16 protein-coding genes are annotated in these 17451 nt (G+C 62.9%); 5 read left to right on the forward strand and 11 right to left on the reverse strand.

Annotated features, from left to right (window positions below; translation table 11 throughout):
• The first annotated feature begins 54 nt into the window (after nucleotides 1–54).
• From V6L81_RS13115 to V6L81_RS13125, 3 genes are read left to right on the forward strand one after another with little or no spacing between them, the layout of a single operon-like run.
• Nucleotides 55–354: a DUF5629 family protein gene (locus V6L81_RS13115; protein WP_095000562.1), complete on the forward strand. Its 300-nt coding sequence runs from the start codon at nucleotides 55–57 to the stop codon at nucleotides 352–354.
• Nucleotides 344–1516 carry a lactonase family protein gene (locus V6L81_RS13120; protein ID WP_138738922.1) on the forward strand — a complete coding sequence of 391 codons (1173 nt, stop codon included), beginning with the start codon at nucleotides 344–346 and terminating at the stop codon, nucleotides 1514–1516. The genes V6L81_RS13115 and V6L81_RS13120 overlap by 11 nt, the downstream gene beginning before the upstream one ends.
• A gap of 51 nt (nucleotides 1517–1567) precedes the next feature.
• Complete coding sequence (locus V6L81_RS13125) at nucleotides 1568–1831, forward strand: hypothetical protein (protein WP_130871612.1); 264 nt, start codon at nucleotides 1568–1570, stop codon at nucleotides 1829–1831.
• A 79-nt stretch (nucleotides 1832–1910) separates the two neighbouring features.
• Here the strand turns inward: V6L81_RS13125 and V6L81_RS13130 are convergent, their stop codons facing one another.
• Complete coding sequence (locus V6L81_RS13130) at nucleotides 1911–2642, reverse strand: anti-sigma factor (protein ID WP_095026882.1); 732 nt, start codon at nucleotides 2640–2642, stop codon at nucleotides 1911–1913.
• Nucleotides 2639–3145 carry a sigma-70 family RNA polymerase sigma factor gene (locus V6L81_RS13135; protein ID WP_095000559.1) on the reverse strand — a complete coding sequence of 169 codons (507 nt, stop codon included), beginning with the start codon at nucleotides 3143–3145 and terminating at the stop codon, nucleotides 2639–2641. The genes V6L81_RS13130 and V6L81_RS13135 overlap by 4 nt, the downstream gene beginning before the upstream one ends.
• Before the next feature lie 161 nt (nucleotides 3146–3306).
• Here V6L81_RS13135 and V6L81_RS13140 point away from each other — a divergent pair, with 161 nt between their 5' ends.
• Together V6L81_RS13140 and V6L81_RS13145 are read left to right on the forward strand one after the other, a co-directional pair.
• Nucleotides 3307–4389, forward strand: coding sequence for a catalase family peroxidase (locus V6L81_RS13140; RefSeq protein ID WP_095018125.1), 1083 nt, complete (start codon nucleotides 3307–3309; stop codon nucleotides 4387–4389).
• Nucleotides 4386–4928, forward strand: a complete 543-nt coding sequence (locus V6L81_RS13145; protein ID WP_095018124.1) for a cytochrome b — start codon at nucleotides 4386–4388, stop codon at nucleotides 4926–4928. Before V6L81_RS13140 ends, V6L81_RS13145 begins: the two co-directional genes overlap by 4 nt.
• Before the next feature lie 109 nt (nucleotides 4929–5037).
• On the opposite strand, the gene V6L81_RS13150 is transcribed toward V6L81_RS13145, so the two are convergent.
• The 9 genes from V6L81_RS13150 to V6L81_RS13190 all read right to left on the reverse strand — a co-directional run bounded on the left by V6L81_RS13150 (nucleotide 5038) and on the right by V6L81_RS13190 (nucleotide 17414).
• Nucleotides 5038–5634 (reverse strand): glutathione S-transferase, encoded by a 597-nt coding sequence (locus tag V6L81_RS13150; protein WP_150628706.1) that lies wholly within the window; start codon nucleotides 5632–5634, stop codon nucleotides 5038–5040.
• Nucleotides 5631–9272: an AAA family ATPase gene (locus tag V6L81_RS13155; protein ID WP_338660017.1), complete on the reverse strand. Its 3642-nt coding sequence runs from the start codon at nucleotides 9270–9272 to the stop codon at nucleotides 5631–5633. Before V6L81_RS13155 ends, V6L81_RS13150 begins: the two co-directional genes overlap by 4 nt.
• Nucleotides 9269–10513, reverse strand: a complete 1245-nt coding sequence (locus V6L81_RS13160) for an exonuclease SbcCD subunit D C-terminal domain-containing protein (protein WP_095018121.1) — start codon at nucleotides 10511–10513, stop codon at nucleotides 9269–9271. The genes V6L81_RS13155 and V6L81_RS13160 overlap by 4 nt, the downstream gene beginning before the upstream one ends.
• A 66-nt stretch (nucleotides 10514–10579) precedes the next feature.
• Nucleotides 10580–12214, reverse strand: coding sequence for a BatD family protein (locus V6L81_RS13165; RefSeq protein WP_095025998.1), 1635 nt, complete (start codon nucleotides 12212–12214; stop codon nucleotides 10580–10582).
• The gene (locus V6L81_RS13170; protein WP_338660018.1) at nucleotides 12211–13953 is read right to left on the reverse strand and encodes a VWA domain-containing protein; all 1743 of its coding nucleotides are present in this window, start codon (nucleotides 13951–13953) and stop codon (nucleotides 12211–12213) included. Before V6L81_RS13170 ends, V6L81_RS13165 begins: the two co-directional genes overlap by 4 nt.
• Complete coding sequence (locus V6L81_RS13175; protein WP_095025859.1) at nucleotides 13950–15023, reverse strand: VWA domain-containing protein; 1074 nt, start codon at nucleotides 15021–15023, stop codon at nucleotides 13950–13952. The genes V6L81_RS13170 and V6L81_RS13175 overlap by 4 nt, the downstream gene beginning before the upstream one ends.
• Nucleotides 15016–15510, reverse strand: coding sequence for a DUF4381 domain-containing protein (locus V6L81_RS13180; protein WP_095000550.1), 495 nt, complete (start codon nucleotides 15508–15510; stop codon nucleotides 15016–15018). Before V6L81_RS13180 ends, V6L81_RS13175 begins: the two co-directional genes overlap by 8 nt.
• Nucleotides 15507–16451: a DUF58 domain-containing protein gene (locus tag V6L81_RS13185; RefSeq protein WP_095000549.1), complete on the reverse strand. Its 945-nt coding sequence runs from the start codon at nucleotides 16449–16451 to the stop codon at nucleotides 15507–15509. The genes V6L81_RS13180 and V6L81_RS13185 overlap by 4 nt, the downstream gene beginning before the upstream one ends.
• Before the next feature lie 3 nt (nucleotides 16452–16454).
• Nucleotides 16455–17414 (reverse strand): MoxR family ATPase, encoded by a 960-nt coding sequence (locus tag V6L81_RS13190; protein WP_016780594.1) that lies wholly within the window; start codon nucleotides 17412–17414, stop codon nucleotides 16455–16457.
• Nucleotides 17415–17451 lie beyond the last annotated feature (37 nt).

The following is a 17451-nucleotide window of genomic DNA, read 5'->3' on the forward strand; positions in this document are numbered from 1 at the left end:
GGTTCCCGGGCTCAATTGACCTATCATTACGCCTTTCCAACAGGTGATTGATCAATGAGCGATTCAAACCAGACCTTGCGCACAGCCCTTGAAACCAGCGATATGCTGGTGATTGACGGGCTGCATGCCTGGGATTTCTCTCTGGACGATGTGCAATTGCTCATCAAGTGCATGGACGGACGTGCTGAAAAGCGCTGGCATTTCACTGCGCCACAGATTGACGCGGCGCAGTTTGACCAGGGTTTGCAAAGCTGGACCCTGGTGGGCGACTCGGGCGAGCATCGCCTGGTTTGCCTGAGCGCCTTGAGCGCAAACAACGACGACGATGAAGCCGAGGCCGAAGATGAAGTTTAAATCGCTGCCAATGCTGATGGCGCTGAGCGTGGGCGCCATGTCGGCCCAGGCCGAGTCCCGCGATGAAGTCGAACTGCTGGTGGGTTCCTATACCCAGGGCAAAAGCCAGGGTATCTACCGCCTGCAGTTTGACAGTGCCAAGGGGCATATCACCCCTGAGCCGCTGCAAGTGTTCAAGGCTGCCAACCCTTCGTGGCTGACCCTGTCCAAAGACCAGACCCGCCTGTTTGTGGTCAATGAAAACGGTCAGGGCCAGGCCGATGTGGTCGGGCGCGCCAGTAGCGTTGCCATCGATCCGAAAACCAACGCGCTGACGCTGATCAACCAGGTCAAGACCTTGGGCGAAGAGCCGACCCACTCCAGCCTGAGCGCCGACGAGCGTTATCTGTTTGTGGCCAACTACGGGGTTCACGCCGACCCTGGCGGCAGCCTGGCGGTATTGCCGATCGACGCCGCAGGCCAGTTGCAACCTGTGACCCAGATGAGCAGCCACCCGGCCAGTCGGGTCAACCCCGAGCGGCAGATGTCGGCGCATGTGCATTCGGTGGTGTCCTCGCCCGATGGCAAGTTTGTGTACGCCAGTGACCTGGGTGCAGACAAGGTGTTTGTCTACCGTTACGACCCGGTAGCCAGCCCGGAGCATCCACTGGTAGCCGCGGCACCGGCTTTCATTGAGTTGCCGGCAGGTAGCGGGCCGCGTCATCTGCTGTTTTCCAAAGATGGCAAGCATGCGTACCTGACCACTGAAATGAGTGCCCAGGTGTTTGTGTTCGACTATGCCGATGGCCAGCTCAAGCAGCGTCAGGTGGTGGAGCTGGCTCAGGGTATGCCTGCGCAAAACCGTGCCGCCGGTGCTGTGCATGCTTCACCTGACGGCCGTTTCCTGTATGTCAGCAACCGTGGCAAGGCCAATGAAATCCTGGTGTTTGCGATCGACCCGGGCAATGGCGAGTTGACTGAAATCCAGCGCCGCTCGGTGGAGGGTGATCACCCGCGCGAGTTTGCCCTGAGCCCCAATGGCAAGTTTTTGCTGATTGCCAACCAGATGAGCAATGCCATTGTGGTGCTTGAGCGTGATCCTGCCAGCGGCAAGCTGGGCAAGGCCGTGCAGTCCCTGGCAATGGACGCGCCGTCTGATGTGAAATTTATCAACCGCCCGTAATCAAGGGCGTGCTGGCCTCTATCAATTGCGCTGATAGAGGCTAGTGCTGCAATGAATTTCTGCACGATCGCCCTTGGCGTTAAGTTGGTTGCACGGCCTGAAAAGGCAAGCAAACCAACTGAATCGTCGAGGGTTAGTGCCATGAACTTCAATCTGTTCTCTGTAATTGCTGCTTCAGCCATCTCCGCTACTGTGGCTTTGCCTGCCAGCGCGACCCCGGTGCTTGGCGACAAAAAGTCTGCGGCCTATACCCAGAAATACCTGCAACAAAGCGCCCATTTTTATGCGGCGCTGAATCATAAAACCCGCTCTTGAGAGCACGCTATCCGTAGCAGCTGCCGAAGGAACGAGGCTGCGTTCCTTCGGCAGCTGCTACGTACTACTTGTGCGCCGTTTAAAGCTTCACCGTCTCCAGCAACCCGGCCGGGCCAACCATGGCGTAGTTGTAGCCAGGGCCGGACCAGTACTGGGCCTGCAGTTCGCCATCCTGGCGGTTACCCCGTGGCAACAGGCTGTTGTGTGGCCCAGGCGGACGGATATAGAAGCTGATCTGGCGCCCTTGCCGATCCTGGTATAACACCATCGCTGCGCCGCCCTGGTCGGTGGTCAGCAGGCGACTGCTCACCGGTCTGAAGCCTGCGCCCGTCAGATCCGGCAAGCGTTCGGCGTGGCTGAAGTAACGGTCAACCCAACCTTGCATCTCGCTGCTTTGCACGACGTTATAGTCCGCGGGCAAAAAACCCTGCTCGGCAAACATGCGATGAGCTGCCAGGGCGTCGCTCATGGGCAGGCTGCCAGGCTGGATGATTTGTCGGGCTTGCCAGCCCCCCAGCCCACCCACACTCACGGCAATCAGCAGCACCGCCGCACTGGCCCAGTGGCGCCGTGATTGTCGGCGCTGGCGCTGGCGCAGGGCCGTCGGGTCAAGTGCCGGGTTGGCCGGTTGCAGCAAGTCTTGGTTCAACGCAGAGCGCAGGTTCTGTGCATCGCGCTGCCAGGCTTCGACCTGGGCGGCGATAGGCGGGTTGGCTTGCAGATAAAGCTCAACTTGATGGCGTTGAGCATCGCTGAGCGCGTGATCGACGTAAGCATGAAGATCGCGCTCGCTGGGCGGGATGCTGATCATTTGAGTCTCCGCAGGGCAGGGCGGGTGATTTCGCCCTCGCTGAGTTGGCGCAAGGCGTTGCGCGCTCTGGACAGGCGCGACATGACGGTGCCGATCGGCACGTCGAGTATTTCGGCCACTTGTTTGTAGCTCAAACCCTCCACCGACACCCACAACAGCAGGGCGCGCTGTTCGGTGGCCAATTGGTCGAAGGCTTCGAGTGTCGATTGGGCAAGTACCGTGCGCTCAGTCGAAGGCTGGGTGTCATCGCGGCCGGTAAAAAATTCCAGCATGCGCGCATAGCGCCGTGACCGCCGGTGGTTGTCGACAAACTGGCGATACAGGATGGTGAACAGCCAGGCGCGCAAGTCACCGTCAGGGCGTTTATCGGCAACGCTGCCGAGGGCTCGCTCCAGGCAGTTTTGCACCAGGTCGTCGGCATTGCTGGCATGACGGGTCAGCGACAGGGCGAAGCGCCGCAGGCGCGGGATCAGTTCACGCAGTTGCTCATCAAGTGAGGTCATCGTCTGGCCAAATGACTGGGTGGGTGCAGGCAAGACGTTCAGGATGAGGCCTTATTCCCGGTGTTGTCGAAAAAAATTAATCGTTCATGGCTGGAATAAGGTTTTGCGGCCTGCGTCCTATAGGTCATTCACCTCACGGTCCTGTGGCCCCGGAGTTTTATATGGTCGATCAATTGCCGCCTGTGCGGCCCGCCACACCCCCCTTGAGTCCTGCCAGTGTGCTGTTGCGCCTGGCGGGCATCGGAGGGGTGGTGGCGGTCATTCTCGGCGGGTTCTATTACGTCAACGGCACGCTGGACCCGCAGCGGTTGAGCCCCGGCAAGCTGGTCAATGCGCTGGAACACAATAACGGCGTGCATCCGGGTTACCGGCGTAACCATGCCAAGGGCCTGTGCGTGGCGGGTTATTTTGAGGGCAGTGGTGCTGCGCAGGGGTTGTCTACCGCGCAGGTATTCGGTACCGGGCGTACGCCGGTGGTCGGGCGCTTTGCCTTGCCCAGTGGCAACCCCTATGCCCCCGACAGCAGTGTGCCGATCCGCAGTTTTGCCCTGCGCTTTACCCAGGCCAATGGTCAGCAATGGCGTACAGGGATGAACAGCATGCCGGTGTTCCCGGTGGGCACGCCTGAGGCGTTCTACCAGATGCTGCAAGCCGGTGCCCCAGAAGCGGCCACGGGCAAGCCTGCGCCCGGTGCCATGCCGGCGTTTTTTGCCGCGCACCCGGAAACGGCGGCCTTTTTGCAATGGGTCAAAACCGCGAAACCCTCGGCCAGCTATGCCACCGAGAGCTATAACGGGATCAATGCGTTTTATCTGGTCAACGCAGCCGGGCAGCGGCAGGCGGTGCGCTGGGGTGTGGTGCCGTTGGGGCAGGACGCGCCGGGTGCTGCGGCGCCCGACGATGCCGATTATCTGGAGCAGGATCTGGATAAACGCCTAGCGGCGGGGCCTTTGAAATGGCAGTTCAACCTGACATTGGCCGAGGCGGGTGACCCGACCACTGATGCCAGCAAGGCCTGGCCAGCGGGGCGCAAGGTGGTGGATGCAGGCACCCTGGTACTGGTTAAGGCCCAGGCGCAGAACGACGGCGAATGCCGCGATATCAATTACGATCCGCTGATTTTGCCCAGTGGCATAGAGGGCTCGGCTGACCCCTTGCTGGCGGCGCGCTCGGCGGCCTATGCCAGTTCCTATGTACGACGCACCAGCGAAGTTGACCAGCTACCCAAGGAGACACGGCCATGAGCGCACCCACTAAGCATTTCGCCCCGGTGGCGCGCCTGCTGCACTGGCTGATGGCGCTGATGATTATTGCCATGCTGTTTATCGGGGCAGGTATGGCGGCTTCGGTGTCGCAGCGGCATGAATGGCTGCTCAATCTGCACAAGCCCTTGGGTATCGCCATCCTGTTGCTGGTGGTGGTGCGCCTGTTTGTGCGTTTTGCTACCCGCCAGCCGCCGTTGCCTGCAGATCTGCCTGGGGTACAGGTGCTGGCTGCCAAGCTGTCCCATCTGTTGCTGTATGCCTTGATGCTGGTGTTGCCGCTGGTGGGCTGGGCGATGATTTCGGCAGCGGGGGATCCGGTCATGCTGGGCGGTTCATTGCAGTTGCCGGGTATTCTGCCGGCTGATCCCAGGGTGTTTGCATCGTTGCGCAAAGCGCATACGTTTCTGGCTTATTTGCTGTTTTTTACCGTCCTGGCCCATTTGGCAGCGGCGCTGTTTCATGGCTGGGTGAGGCGCGACGGGGTGTTGCAGAGCATGGTGCGGGGCAAGCAGGGTTGAGCCTGAGTCAAAAGCCCCTCACCCCAACCCTCTCCCGGAGGGAGAGGGAGCTGATTATCAGTGGTCTTGAAGTCGCGTGTGCTCAGTCCCCTCTCCCTCCGGGAGAGGGCTAGAGTGAGGGGCTTTTGACCATCGCCGAAGCAAACAGGTCAGAAGCCAGAAACCGCTCCAGCCAGGTATTCAAGTGCGGCAAGGGCGCCTGCGCAAACCACTCGCGATCGACATGGGCAAACTGTCGAACAAAGGGCGCCAGAGCCACATCGGCAAGACCCAGCGCAGACCCTGCAAGGTACGGCGTGTGCGCCAGCACATCTTCCAGCCGCTGCAAATACTCGACACCCTGAGCCCGGTAATGCTCCATCGGATGCTCCGGATAGCGAATGGCGTATTTGTAGCGATCCAGAAGTACCTTGAACACGCTGTCATTCGCCTCGATCAGCCCCCTGTGATCCGCTTGCAACCAGTTGTCCGGGTCATGTTGGCCCAGCGCCCAGAGCATGATCTCCAGACTTTGTTCGATTACCCGACCATCAGCACAGACCAGCACCGGCACCGTGCCCTTGGGCGAGGCCGCGAGCATTTCGGCCGGCTTGGCCTTGAGGCTGACCTCGACGATCGATAACGGCACGCCGCTGTAACGCAAGGCCATGCGGGCCCGCATGGCATAGGGGCAGCGGCGGAAGGAATAAAGCAGGTGCCGGTTCATTTCACCTCCACGGTGCTCAAGCCGTTGCCCTGGCGCTGCACCTGGATTTGCACCGGGATGCGTTCATGCATTTCCTGCACATGGGAAATCACCCCCACCTTGCGCCCCTGGGCCTGCAGGCCGTCCAGGGCGTCCATGGCCAGTTGCAGTGATTCGGGGTCGAGGCTGCCAAAGCCTTCGTCGATAAACAGCGATTCGATTTTCAGGGTGCTGGAGGCCATCGACGCCAGCCCCAGGGCCAGGGCCAGCGACACCAGGAACGTTTCACCCCCCGACAGCGAATGCACCGAGCGCAGCTCGTCGCCCATTTCGGTGTCCATCACCAGCAGGCCAAGCATGCTGCCGCCACGCTTGAGGCGGTAGCGGCGTACCAACTGGCGCAATTGCGCGTTGGCGTGATGCACCAGCAGGTCGAGGTTGTAGGCCTGGGCGATCTTGCGGAATTTGTCGCCGCTGCCCGAGCCGATCAGCTCGCTGAGGCGCGCCCAGCGTTGCCATTCGCTGTCGGCTTGGGCGATACGTTGCCCAAGCGCTTGATTGACGTCCTGGCGTCTCTGGTCTTCTGCCTGTTGTGCGCGCAGTTCGGCGATCTGCTGTTCGCTGGCGCTGATCAGCGCAGTGAGTTCGGCCAGTGCCTGGTTGAGGGCGTCGGCGTCCAGGTTGCCATTGGCTTGCGCCTGGTGTTGGGCCAGGCGCTGTTCGCGCTCCTGCAGCAGTACGCGGGCTTGCTCGACGGCTTTTTCGCCGTTTTGCAGTTGCTGACGCAGTTCGCGCACCTGTGTGTCGTCGTAACTGAGCAACTGTTGCAGTTCGTTGTCATCAAGTTCGCTGTGTAGCGCGCGCCATTCGCTGAGCCGGGCGCTCAGGTTGGCGTGTTCCTGCTGCAAGGCCTGCAGGCGCTCCTGGCCGGATTTGAGCTCGGCGGCCAGTTGCAGCAACTGGTTGGCGGTGACCTGCAAGGTTTGCCCGGCCTGGGTCTGGACCGTGCGGGCCTGTTCGACAGCCTGCTCCAGGGCCTGCTGCCACTGTTCGGCGCTGCTGTAGTCACCCAGCAACGCCTTGAGGCTGTGCTGGCTTGCCTGTTGCTGGGCCTTAAGTTCGCTGACGCTGCGCTGCAGGGCGTCCAGTTCCTTGCTGCGATTGGCTTGCTGATACTGCTCGCGCTCGATGCTGCTGGCCCGCTGCGCCTGCTCCGCCTGTTCGTCGCGCTGCTGATCGAGTTGGGCCACTCGCTCAGCCACTTGCTGGTCGAGGCTTATAAAGCAGGCGGATGCGTTGTCGCGCAGGGCATTGAGGGTGGCCGGTGGCAGCAGGCTGGCAAATTCGCGCAGCTCGTCCTCAAGGCGCTGGCTGTCGGCATTGAGGTGTAATTGCTGCTCTGCCAGATGTTGGCCAGCGAGCTGGCTGGTCTCGCTGCAGCGCTGCACTTGTTGCTGCAGGTGGGCCGCTTCCTTTTGCAGGCCAAGCAGGACGTTCTGACGCTGCTCGTCCTGGTTGATGCTGTGCTGCAACTGGTTCAGGCGCAGGGTCAGCCATTGTGCGCGCTTGTCCGGGTCCTGGGCCTGCCACTGTTGATGCAGTGGATGCGCTTCAAGGCTCGGCGCGAGGGCCTGTTGTTCTTCAATGAGGTGTTGATGTTGCACACGCAGTTCCTGGATCTGCGCTTTCATTGCGCTGAATTTATCGCGCAACTGATCCAGTGTTTCTTTAAGCCCGTCTACGGTTTGACGGGCGTTGGTTTCTTCCCGTTCATCGTGGCGGGACAAGCTGTGCAACAAGGCTTCGGGCTGGTGGTAGGGGTGTTCGTGGCTGCCGCATACCGGGCAGGGCTGATCGTCCTGCAGTTGTTCGCGCAGCTCTTCAACGCTGGCGCTACGGGCCAGGCGCTGGCGCTCCAGTAGCTGGCGGGTGATTTGCAGGGCTTGCTCGGCAGCCTCGTACTGACTTTTGGTCTGGTTGCCTTGCTCGACCAATGTTTCGCGCTCGGCGTGCAGTGCCTGCAGTTTGGTGTGTAACGCCAGCAGGCGATTGTCGAGGGTCTGCCGGGTGCTGCTCAGGCGTTGCAGCTCTTCAAAGGCGCGCTGCTGCTGGCGGTTGTCCTGGAGCAGGCTGCCCAGGGTCTGGATTTGCTCGTTGACCGCATGGGGCTCGGCGCCTGCTTCCTGGAACAGGATTTCCAGGCTGTTGCGCAGCTCGGTCAGTTGTTGCGTGGCCTGCTGGGCGCGTTGTTCAAGGCCGGGCAGTTCCTTGCGCCCGGTAGTGAGGTTATTGCTCAGCCGCACCAAGTGTTGCAGCCGGGGGCGATAGGCGTCCCAGGCGCTGGCCAGTGGCGCCAGTTCGCGGCTGTGTTCGAGTTGTGTGGCTATGTGCGCCAGGCGTTCGGTGCCTTGCTGCTGGCGCTCAAGCAGGGCATTGAGTGCCTGCTGGCCTGTGCTGCAGGCCTGTTCAGCCTGCTGCTGGAGGGCTTGTTGGGTGCTCAGCGCCTGGGTCAGGCGATCGAAGTTGGCTTGTTCCAGCAGGGCTTGCTGGACCTGCGGTGCGGCTTCCCGTTGCTGCGTCTGTGCCTGGGTTGCCGCCAGCGTGGCGCTTTGCACCTGGGCTTGCAGCTGGACCTGGCGCTGGCTCAGTTCGGTCTGTTGCTGCAGCTGGGCGCCGATGTGCTCGGCCAGCGGGTTCAGTTGCCCATTTAGCTCGGCAAGGCGGGCAAATTGATGCCGTTGCGGCGCCAGTTGCTCAAGCAGATGCAGGGTCTGGCGCTGTCCGGCCTGGCTGTCGAACAGGGTTTGTGCCTGTTGCAGTTGCTCGACCGCGCTCTGGCGCTGTGCTTGCAGTTCGACCTGGGTGTTGAGCCAGGTCTGTTGCAGCTCTAGCTGTTTGAGCTGGCCCTGCCGGTTTTTCAGCTGTTGCTGCGCTTCGTTGAACTGTCGGTCCAGTTCGGCACGGGCTTCGGGTTCCAGGGGGGTAATGCCCACAGCCTGGTCTTTGAGTTGCTTGAGCGCTTCCCGGGCTTCTTTGGCCTTGTCGAAGGCACGTTTGCCCAGGCGCGTATAAAGGGCCGTGTCGGTGAGCTTTTCCAGCAGTTCACTGCGCTCGTTGTCATCGGCCTTGAGAAAGGCGCTGAATTCGCTTTGCGCCAGCATCACCGCACGGGTGAACTGTTCGAAGTTCAAGCCCAGGCGCGCTTCGAGCTGGACTTTGTAATCGCCTTTCTGGCTGGCCAGCAATTGATCGCTGTCCAGGTCGCGCAGGCTCTGGCGGCTGGCCTGCAGCTTGCCGGTGGCCTTCTCGCGGGCGCGGTTGGCTTCCCAGCGGGCGCGGTAGCGGCGCCCGTCGATACCGACAAAATCCACTTCGGCATAGCCTTCACCGGTGCCGCGGCGCAGCAGGGTGCGCGGGTCGCCGGTGGCGATTTCACCGTCGGCATCCGGCACTTTGGCATCGCGACCGGTGTTGTTCAGCCGTGGCACGGCGCCAAACAGGGCCAGGCACAGGGCGTCGAGCAGGGTGCTTTTACCGGCGCCGGTGGGGCCGGTAATGGCGAACAGGCCGGCACTGGCCAAAGGTTCGGCGGTAAAGTCCAGTTCAAAGGGGCCCGCCAGGGAGGCAAGGTTTTTCAGGCGAATGGCGAGGATTTTCATGGCTGTTCACCTTCTAGCTGTACTTCCTGCAGCAATACGGCAAAGTCCTTGAGGGTCTGTTCGTCGACTTCGCTGCCGTAGCTTTCCTGCCAGGCGCGGCTGAACAGTTCCTGGGGGGTGAGCTGGTCGAGTTCGATCAGGCGGGTGGCATCGTCATCGCCGTGGCGGCTGCCGCTGCCGGCATAGTCGGCGGCGATGCGCACCAGGCGTACGGACTTGCCCTGCAGCGCGGTTTCGATCTGCTGGCGTAAATCGGGCTGCGGTTCGTCGAGGGTGACCCGCACTTCGAGCCAGGGCTGGCGCTGGGTATCGGCGAGCAGGTCGATATCAGGCAGTGCGGCCAGGTGGGTGAGGATTTCAGCCAGTGGCAGCGGGCCAATGCGTTGCAGGTTGACGGCGCGGGGAATCAACAGCGGCTCAACGCTGACCAGGGTTTCGCCTTTGAGGGTGACATCGAGGATCTGGTGCTGATAGCCAATTTCCGAGAAGGACAACGGGATCGGCGAGCCGCAATAGCGGATGCGTTCTTCGCTGTTGACCCGCTGCGGCTTGTGTAAATGGCCCAGGGCCACATAGCTGATATCGGGGCCGAAGAGGCTGGCGGGCAGGGCTTCGGCATTGCCGATGATCAGGCTGCGCTCGGAGTCTTCGCTGACCGAGCCGCCCGCCATATGGGCATGGCTGATGGCGATCAGGGCCTGGCCCGGCTTGCGTTTGGCGTTGGCGGCTGCGATCAGCCATTCATGCACCTGGCCGATGCCGCGCAGGTAGTCATCGCCCAGGTGGGCGCCGGTGACTTCGGCGGGGCGCAAAAACGGCAGGGCCAGGCACCAGGCGGCAATTTTGCCCTTGGCATCGGGCAGGGGGATCAGCAGGCGTTCGGCATCGAGCTGGCCGTCGTCGAGCCACAGCACCCGGCCCAGGGCATGGGTGCGCAGGCGGCGCATCAAGGGGGCGGGCAGTTCGATCCGCGAGCCGGAGTCGTGGTTGCCGGCAATCATCACGATGGTCAGTTTGGGCTGTTGCTCATGGGCGCTGACGATAAAGTCGTAGAGCCGCTCCTGGGCTTTGACCGGCGGGTTGACGGTGTCGAAGATATCACCGGCGATCAGCAACACATCGGGCTTGTGTTCTGCCAGCCGGGCCAGTAGCCAGGTGAGAAAACAGGCGTGTTCGAAGTCGCGGTCCTGGCCGTGGAGGTTTTGCCCCAGGTGCCAGTCGGAAGTGTGAAACAGGCGCATGACAGAATCCGTTTTCAAAGGTGCAGGCAGCCCGTTCGCACAGGCGGTTCAGGGGCTGCCTTGAATTTATTTGGGGTAAAGCGGCGGCAGGCTGCTCGGCTCGGCGCTGTCTTGCTGCTCGCGCTCGGCGGCAGGAATGCTGCGGATGGCCTTCCACAGTTCTTCGCCTTGCCAGTGCTGGCCGGTTTCGCTGTAGAGCGCCCCATTGAGGCCGTCGAGGGCATCGGACAGTAATACAAAACGAGCGGCCATGTCGGCCAGGGTTTCCGGCTGTTGCCGCGCCCAGGCATCCAGGGCCTGGCGGGTGGCTTGCGGGTCGTTGGCCAGGCTCGCGCGCTTGAGGTCGTCCAGCAGGGTGCGCGGGCTCGGGCCGGTTTGCGCGGCGCGCAGGATTGCCGGTTGCCAGCGGGCACGCCACCACAGGCCCAGGCTCGCCAGGGTGGTGAATGCCAGGAACAGGGTGCTCAGTTGCCAGATCCACAGCGAAGACGTTTCGTTCAGGGCTGCGGGTGTGCCGCTGGCAGGTGTGTCCACGGCCAGGTTGGGGTTGGCCGCCGCCATCAGGGTGCGGGCGGGCAGGTAAGTGCGCTCCAGATGATCTTCGTGGGTGTTCCACCACACCACTTCGACTGCGGGCAGTTCAATCTGGCCAACCCGGGTCGGTACCAGTGCTTCGCGTTCTTCGCGGCTGCCGATCAGGCCGTTTTCGGTGATCTGGTTGCTCAGTTGCGGCAGGTCAGGGTAGCGCCGCAGGCCGTTGACATCGGTGGCAGGCAGGGGCGGCAGCTGGGCGCTGGACAGGCCTTCGGCCTTGAGCGTGAGGGTGCGGGTCAGGGAGTCACCGACGAGTGTATGGTCAGGTTCCGGGTTCCAGGTTTCGCTTATGCTCAGGCTGCGCGCAGGCAACCAGGGAGCCGTGGCTGGCCAGGCGTCGGGCTTGGGCAACACGCTCAGGGGGATTTCAGCCGAGGTTACGTGGACCATCTTGCCGGGCGTTGGCCCCAGCGGGGCAGGGGCCGTGGCTTGCTGGCTGTCGACCTGGGTAGCGCTGAAGGTTTGTGCCGGGATGATCAGTTCACCGCTGCGCTGCGGGTAGATGCCGTAGCGGCGTTCGATCACACCATGGCGCACGCCGTTGATAAGCTTTTCATAGGTGCGCGACTCGCCCAGTTGCTCGACGATGGCGTCGTCCAGGTGCAGGGTGGTCAGGCTGCTGTCGTCGTACAGCGCTACGGAGTGGTAAATGCGCAGGGTCAGCAGCGCTTGTGCCTGCACATAGACCTTGGGCTGGTCGAGGCTGGCCTCGATAAACACCGGTTCCAGTTCGCTTTCGCTGGCCACGCTCTGGGTCACGGTGAGGGTGATCGGCTGGCTGTGGTAGTCGCCGATTTGCAGTGACGGGATGATCACCGTGCCGGTCTGTCTGGGTTGCAGGGTGATGATCCAGCGGGTGGTGCCCTTGTTGTCGTCGCTGAGGCTGTTGAGCTGGTTGACCTGGCGAGTGCCGCGCACTTCGAACAGCCCGTCCAGCGGGGTGAGGTCGGGCTTGCCGAACTGGGTGACGTCGTCGGATTCCAGGGTCAGTTCGACGGTTTCACCGGAGTTGAGCTGGTCGCGGTCAACACTGGCGATCAGGCCCAGGGCGTTTGCCGGCAAGGTCCAGCAACACAGCAAAAGAAGCAAAACACAGAGGCGGTTCATTTGGGCGTGTCCTGATGGAGCTGCTGTTCGTACCAGAATTTGCGGCGTAACAATTCGGCAGGGTTGTCGGGGATCTGTCTGAGCCATTGTTCCAGGGCCTGGCGCTGTTCTTCTGCGGTCTGGTTGGCGGCCGGGGCGGGCGGGCGCGTGGTGGGCCCGTCGTCCGGTTCGCCGTCGGCGTGCGGAGCAGTGTCGGGGTCGAGCTGCTCGTGCGGCGCAGGCTCGGTGGTGGGGCTGGTGGCCGAGCTGTTGTCTTCATTGCGGGTGCTGCTGCTGGTGGCACCCTGTGCGCTGCTGCTCAGCGGGGTTTCAGTCTCGGCTGGCGCGGGCGGCTCGGGGGGGTGTTCGGCTTCGGCTTCAGCTTCGGCCTGGGCGCGTTGCTGCTCGAGCAGCTGTTCGACCAGGGCTTTGTTCTGTGCCGCAGCCTCCAGCTCGGGTTGCAGTTCCAGCGCCTGTTCCCAGGCATCGATGGCCGCTTCCAGCTCGCCGTTCATGGCCAGTGCATTGCCGCGATTATAGTGCGCGCTGGCGCTGTTGACTTCGGCAAAGCGTCGGGCTGCACCCGCATAGTCGCCCGCCCGGTACAGGGCCACGCCCTGCCAGAGCGGGTCAGTGAAGTGTTCCACGGCCAGCAGCGGCTTGTTTTGCTGCAACAGGCGCAGGCCCTGTTGGTCGGGACGCAGCCACAGGTCGGTAAAACTTATGGCCTGCGCCGGCTGCGGTTGCAGCATAAACAGCAGGGGCAGGCAGAACAGCCAGCCACGGCGGCCCGCGCAGGCCACCAGCAGCAGAAGCGGCAGCAACAGCCAGTAACCCTGGTCGGCCCAGGTATCCAGTTGCAGGGTCTGGCCGTCATTGCGCAGGTTGCGCGGGCCGTCGAGCAGGCCCAGGCCGCGCAGGTCGTTGTCATCCAGACGCGCCTGGCGGTAGCGGCCACCCACATCGAGGGCAAAGGCGCGCAGGCTCGGGCTGTCGAGTCGCGGCAGGAGAATGGCACCCTGGTCGTCCTGGAGAAACTGCCCGTTTTCATCCACCACGGGGGCGCCTTCGCGACTGCCAATACCCAGTATCAGCAGTTGCGGTGCATGGCCGCTCAAGGCCTGGCGGATGCCGTTGCGCTCCAGTTCACTGAGCGATGAGGTGATCAGCAGCAAGCGGCCCTGGCCCAGTGCGCTCTGATCCAGCAGTTCAAGGGCTTTGCCAATCGCCAGGTCGGCGCGATGGCCCGGCTGCGGCATGATTGACGGCTTGAGGGCTTCAAGCAGGTTGCGGCTGGTGGCCATGTCATCGGACAGCGGCACCAGGGTATGGGCGCTGCCCGCGTAGACGATCACGGCGGTTTGCGCGTCGCTGCGGTTTTGCAGCAGGTCGTAGATTTTGCGCCGTGCCTGCTCAAGACGGTTGGGCGAACTGTCGGTGGCGAGCATTTCGGGGGTCAGTTCGAGCATCACCACCAGCGGGTCTTCGGGTTTCTGCGAGGACTGCTCGACGCGCTGCCAACTGGGTCCGAGCAGGGCCAGCAGGGCCAGCAGCCAGCCGAGCCCGAGGGCGATCCATGGCAATTTGCTGCTACGCCCGGTGCCGCCGCTGAGCAGCACCCGATGAAAGGCCGGCGGCAGGATTTTCTGCCAGCGGCCCGCGCGTTTTTCCCGGTGCCAGCGCTGCCACAGCAACCAGCCGAGTAGCGGCAGGATGAGCAGCCATTCGGGGCGGAACCAGTGCGGCCAGAGCGTGCTCATCGACGCCTCCGCAGGCGCAGGCGTGTGAGGCGCGCACGCCAGTCAGGATGTTGCTGCAGAAAATGCTCCTTGCTCAGCCAGCGCTGCACCGGGTTGTTGGGCCACAGTTCGCGGATCACCAGCAGCATACTGAGCAACAGGGCCGCGGCCAGCGGCCAGCTGTAGAGTGCCTGCGCCGGACGCGCCTGGGTCGGTTGTTGGGCCACAGGCTCCAGTTGGTCGAGGGTGTCCTTGATGGCCGCCAGTTCACCGCCGTTGCGGGCGCGGAAGTAGCGGCCACCGGTGACTTTGGCGATTTCTTCGAGTGCCGGCTCATCGAGGTCGACCCCGGGGTTGATGCTGAGCAGGCCCTTGCTGCTCTCGTCCGGGTCTGCGCCGATGCCGATGGGGTAGATTTTGACTCCCTCTTCGGCAGCCAGGCGAGCGGCGGTCAGCGGGTCGATATGCCCGCCGTTGTTGGCGCCATCGGTAATCAGGATCAGCACCCGGCTTTGTGCCGGGCGTTGGCGCAGGCGCTTGAGGGCCAGGCCAATGGCGTCGCCGATGGCGGTGTTCTTACCGGCGATGCCAATGCGTGCTTCGTCGAGCCAGGTATGCACGGTGTGGCGGTCGAAGGTCAGCGGCGCTTGCAGGTAAGCCTGGCTGCCGAAGAGGATCAGGCCGACGCGATCGCCCTCACGGTTTTCGAGGAACTCGCCGAGCAGGTTTTTGACCAGGTCCAGGCGGGTTACGTCTTCGCCCTGCCATTGCATGTCGGGGTAGTCCATCGAACCCGAGACATCCACCGCCACCAGCAAATCACGGCCGCTGGCGGCAATTGGCAAAGGTTCGCCCAGCCACTGCGGGCGGGCAGCGGCCGTCAGCAACAGCAGCCAGAGCAGGACATGGGGAATTTGCTGGCGCCAGGAAGGCAGGGTGGCGCGGGCCTTGCGCCGGGTCAGTTGTTCAAGGTCACTCAAGAAACTGACCTGCAGCGCCGCCTCCCCGCTGTCGGCAGGCGGCAGCACCAGGCGCATCAACCAGGGCAGGGGCAGCAGGATGAAGATCCACGGCCAGGCAAATTCAAACATGTTTGCGAATCCAGGTTTCGACCGCCTGATTGAGCCCGGCAATGGCCTTGTCGTCGAGCTTGCACTCGGGCTTGTAGGCACCTTCGACCAGCACCATCCAGCGGGTCAAGCCGGCAGCCGGGCAGCGGTTGTCCAGGAACGCCAGCCACTTGCGGCCATTGAGGGTGTGGCTCTGGCTGTAGGGGTAGTGGTTGCGGCACAGGCGCTTGAGCAGGCCGTTGAGCTGTTGCAACCAGGCGCCGGCCGGTGCGCCATCGTAGGGTTTGGGGAACCGGGCCAGTTCTTCCAGGGCAGCCAGGCGTACCGGGTCGAGCGGTTGTTCGGTGCGTGCCGGCAGGCGCTTGGCAGGCAGGTAGCGGCGCAGCCACCACAGGCCCCATCCCAGGGCGGGCACCACGAGCAATAATAGCCACCAGCCCGGCGCTGGCGGCCAGATGCCGAGTGCAGGCGGCAGGATCAAGGGTTGCAGTTGTTCAAGTTCTTTCATGAGGCTTTGCCGGGGCGTTTGGCGTTCAGGTATTCGCGCAGCTGTTCGACCATCTCGCTTTGAGTGCTCAGCGGCATCAGCAACACCCGCAGTTTTTGCGCCAGCAGTTCCCAGCGGGCGATGCGGGCCTCGGCCTGGGCGCGGTAGGCCTGGCGCAGATCATAGTTGAGGGTGTCCAGTTCCAGTTGCGCGCCGCGCTCGGCAAAGCGCAACAACCCGGCAGCGGGCAAGGCGTGGTCGAGAGGATCGGACAACGGCAGTAGCATCAGGTCGCAATGGCGTGACAGCAGGCTCAGTTGCTGCTCGGCGGCGTCGGTGAGGCCGCGTTCATCACAGATCACGATCACCAGGCTGCCGGGGCGCAGTACTTCACGGGCGCGGATCAGGGCCATGCCCAGCGCGTCGCGGTCCGATTGCACTTCGGTGTGCAGCGACTGGTTGACCCGCACCAGGCGGTTCAGCAGCTGCAGTAGGCTCTGCTTGCTGCGCCGTGGTTTGATTTCGTAGTGTTCATGGTCGCCAAATACCAGCCCGCCAACACGATCGTTGTGACCTAGGGCGGCCCAGCCGATTAGGCTGGCGGCCTGGGCGGCAAGCACCGACTTGAACATCAGCCCCGAGCCGAAAAACAGCCGCCGGCTTTGTTCGGCAAGGATGAAAATTGGCCGCTCGCGTTCCTCATGGAACATCTTGGTATGCGGTTCCTGGGTACGCGCCGTGACGCGCCAGTCAATGGTGCGCACATCGTCACCGGCCTGATAGACCCGCACCTGATCGAAGTCGACCCCGCGTCCGCGCAGTTTCGAGTGATGCAGGCCCACCAGCGGGCTGCGCTGGCTGGGCGAGGCGAACAGCTGCACTTCACGCACCCGATGGCGCATCTCGATCAGTTCCGCAAGGGTGACGCGGATGCCGGGCTCGGCGGGCAGGGGGGTGTTCATGGGTCAGGCAACGGCCACGACGTCGAGGATGCGTTGCACCACGCGGTCCTGGTCGATACCGGCGGCTTCGGCTTCAAACGACAGGATGATGCGGTGGCGCAGCACGTCAAACAACACAGCCTGGATATCTTCGGGGCTGACGAAGTCGCGCCCGGCCAGCCAGGCGTGGGCCCGTGCGCAGCGGTCCAGGGCAATCGAACCGCGGGGGCTGGCGCCGTAGGCGATCCACTCGGCCATTTCCGGGTCGAACTTGCCCGGGGTGCGGGTGGCCATGACCAGTTGCACCAGGTACTCCTCCACGGCATCGGCCATGTACAGGCCGAGGATTTCCTTGCGCGCGGCGAAGATGGCCTGCTGGCTGACCCGGCGCTCGGGCTTGGTTTCCCCGTTAAGGGCTTCGCCGCGTGCCTGCTGCAGAATGCGGCGTTCGACGGCGGCATCCGGGAAACCGATTTTGACGTGCATCAGAAAGCGGTCGAGCTGGGCTTCGGGCAGCGGGTAGGTGCCTTCCTGCTCAATGGGGTTTTGCGTGGCCATGACCAGAAACAGCGGCGACAGCTCATAGGTACTGCGCCCGACACTGACCTGGCGCTCGGCCATGGCTTCAAGCAGCGCCGATTGCACCTTGGCCGGGGCGCGGTTGATTTCGTCTGCCAGTACCAGGTTATGGAAGATCGGCCCTTGCTGGAACACGAAGCTGCCGGTTTCCGGGCGATAGATCTCGGTGCCGGTGATATCGGCAGGCAGCAGGTCGGGAGTGAACTGGATTCGATGGAACTGCGCTTCAATACCTTCTGCCAGCTCCTTGATGGCCTTGGTCTTGGCCAGGCCGGGGGCGCCCTCGACCAGCATATGGCCATCAGCGAGCAAGGCGATCAGCAGACGGTCGATCAGTTTTTCCTGACCGAGGATCTGGGTTGAAAGAAAGGTTCGCAGCGCCAGTAGCGCTTCACGATGTTCCATCGATGACTGTTCCTGAAAAGGACACCGGCGGCGCAGA

The organism is Pseudomonas bubulae, assembly GCF_037023725.1.
Classification (GTDB): Bacteria; Pseudomonadota; Gammaproteobacteria; order Pseudomonadales; family Pseudomonadaceae; genus Aquipseudomonas; species Aquipseudomonas bubulae.

What these genes read in the sequence shown, in the direction of transcription:
- V6L81_RS13115 (WP_095000562.1), top strand. Translation starts at nt 55, where the DNA reads ATGAGCGATTCAAACCAGACCTTGCGCACAGCCCTTGAAACCAGCGAT.
- V6L81_RS13120 (WP_138738922.1), top strand. Translation starts at nt 344, where the DNA reads ATGAAGTTTAAATCGCTGCCAATGCTGATGGCGCTGAGCGTGGGCGCC.
- V6L81_RS13125 (WP_130871612.1), top strand. Translation starts at nt 1,568, where the DNA reads ATGAATTTCTGCACGATCGCCCTTGGCGTTAAGTTGGTTGCACGGCCT.
- V6L81_RS13130 (WP_095026882.1), bottom strand. Translation starts at nt 2,642, where the DNA reads ATGATCAGCATCCCGCCCAGCGAGCGCGATCTTCATGCTTACGTCGAT.
- V6L81_RS13135 (WP_095000559.1), bottom strand. Translation starts at nt 3,145, where the DNA reads ATGACCTCACTTGATGAGCAACTGCGTGAACTGATCCCGCGCCTGCGG.
- V6L81_RS13140 (WP_095018125.1), top strand. Translation starts at nt 3,307, where the DNA reads ATGGTCGATCAATTGCCGCCTGTGCGGCCCGCCACACCCCCCTTGAGT.
- V6L81_RS13145 (WP_095018124.1), top strand. Translation starts at nt 4,386, where the DNA reads ATGAGCGCACCCACTAAGCATTTCGCCCCGGTGGCGCGCCTGCTGCAC.
- V6L81_RS13150 (WP_150628706.1), bottom strand. Translation starts at nt 5,634, where the DNA reads ATGAACCGGCACCTGCTTTATTCCTTCCGCCGCTGCCCCTATGCCATG.
- V6L81_RS13155 (WP_338660017.1), bottom strand. Translation starts at nt 9,272, where the DNA reads ATGAAAATCCTCGCCATTCGCCTGAAAAACCTTGCCTCCCTGGCGGGC.
- V6L81_RS13160 (WP_095018121.1), bottom strand. Translation starts at nt 10,513, where the DNA reads ATGCGCCTGTTTCACACTTCCGACTGGCACCTGGGGCAAAACCTCCAC.
- V6L81_RS13165 (WP_095025998.1), bottom strand. Translation starts at nt 12,214, where the DNA reads ATGAACCGCCTCTGTGTTTTGCTTCTTTTGCTGTGTTGCTGGACCTTG.
- V6L81_RS13170 (WP_338660018.1), bottom strand. Translation starts at nt 13,953, where the DNA reads ATGAGCACGCTCTGGCCGCACTGGTTCCGCCCCGAATGGCTGCTCATC.
- V6L81_RS13175 (WP_095025859.1), bottom strand. Translation starts at nt 15,023, where the DNA reads ATGTTTGAATTTGCCTGGCCGTGGATCTTCATCCTGCTGCCCCTGCCC.
- V6L81_RS13180 (WP_095000550.1), bottom strand. Translation starts at nt 15,510, where the DNA reads ATGAAAGAACTTGAACAACTGCAACCCTTGATCCTGCCGCCTGCACTC.
- V6L81_RS13185 (WP_095000549.1), bottom strand. Translation starts at nt 16,451, where the DNA reads ATGAACACCCCCCTGCCCGCCGAGCCCGGCATCCGCGTCACCCTTGCG.
- V6L81_RS13190 (WP_016780594.1), bottom strand. Translation starts at nt 17,414, where the DNA reads ATGGAACATCGTGAAGCGCTACTGGCGCTGCGAACCTTTCTTTCAACC.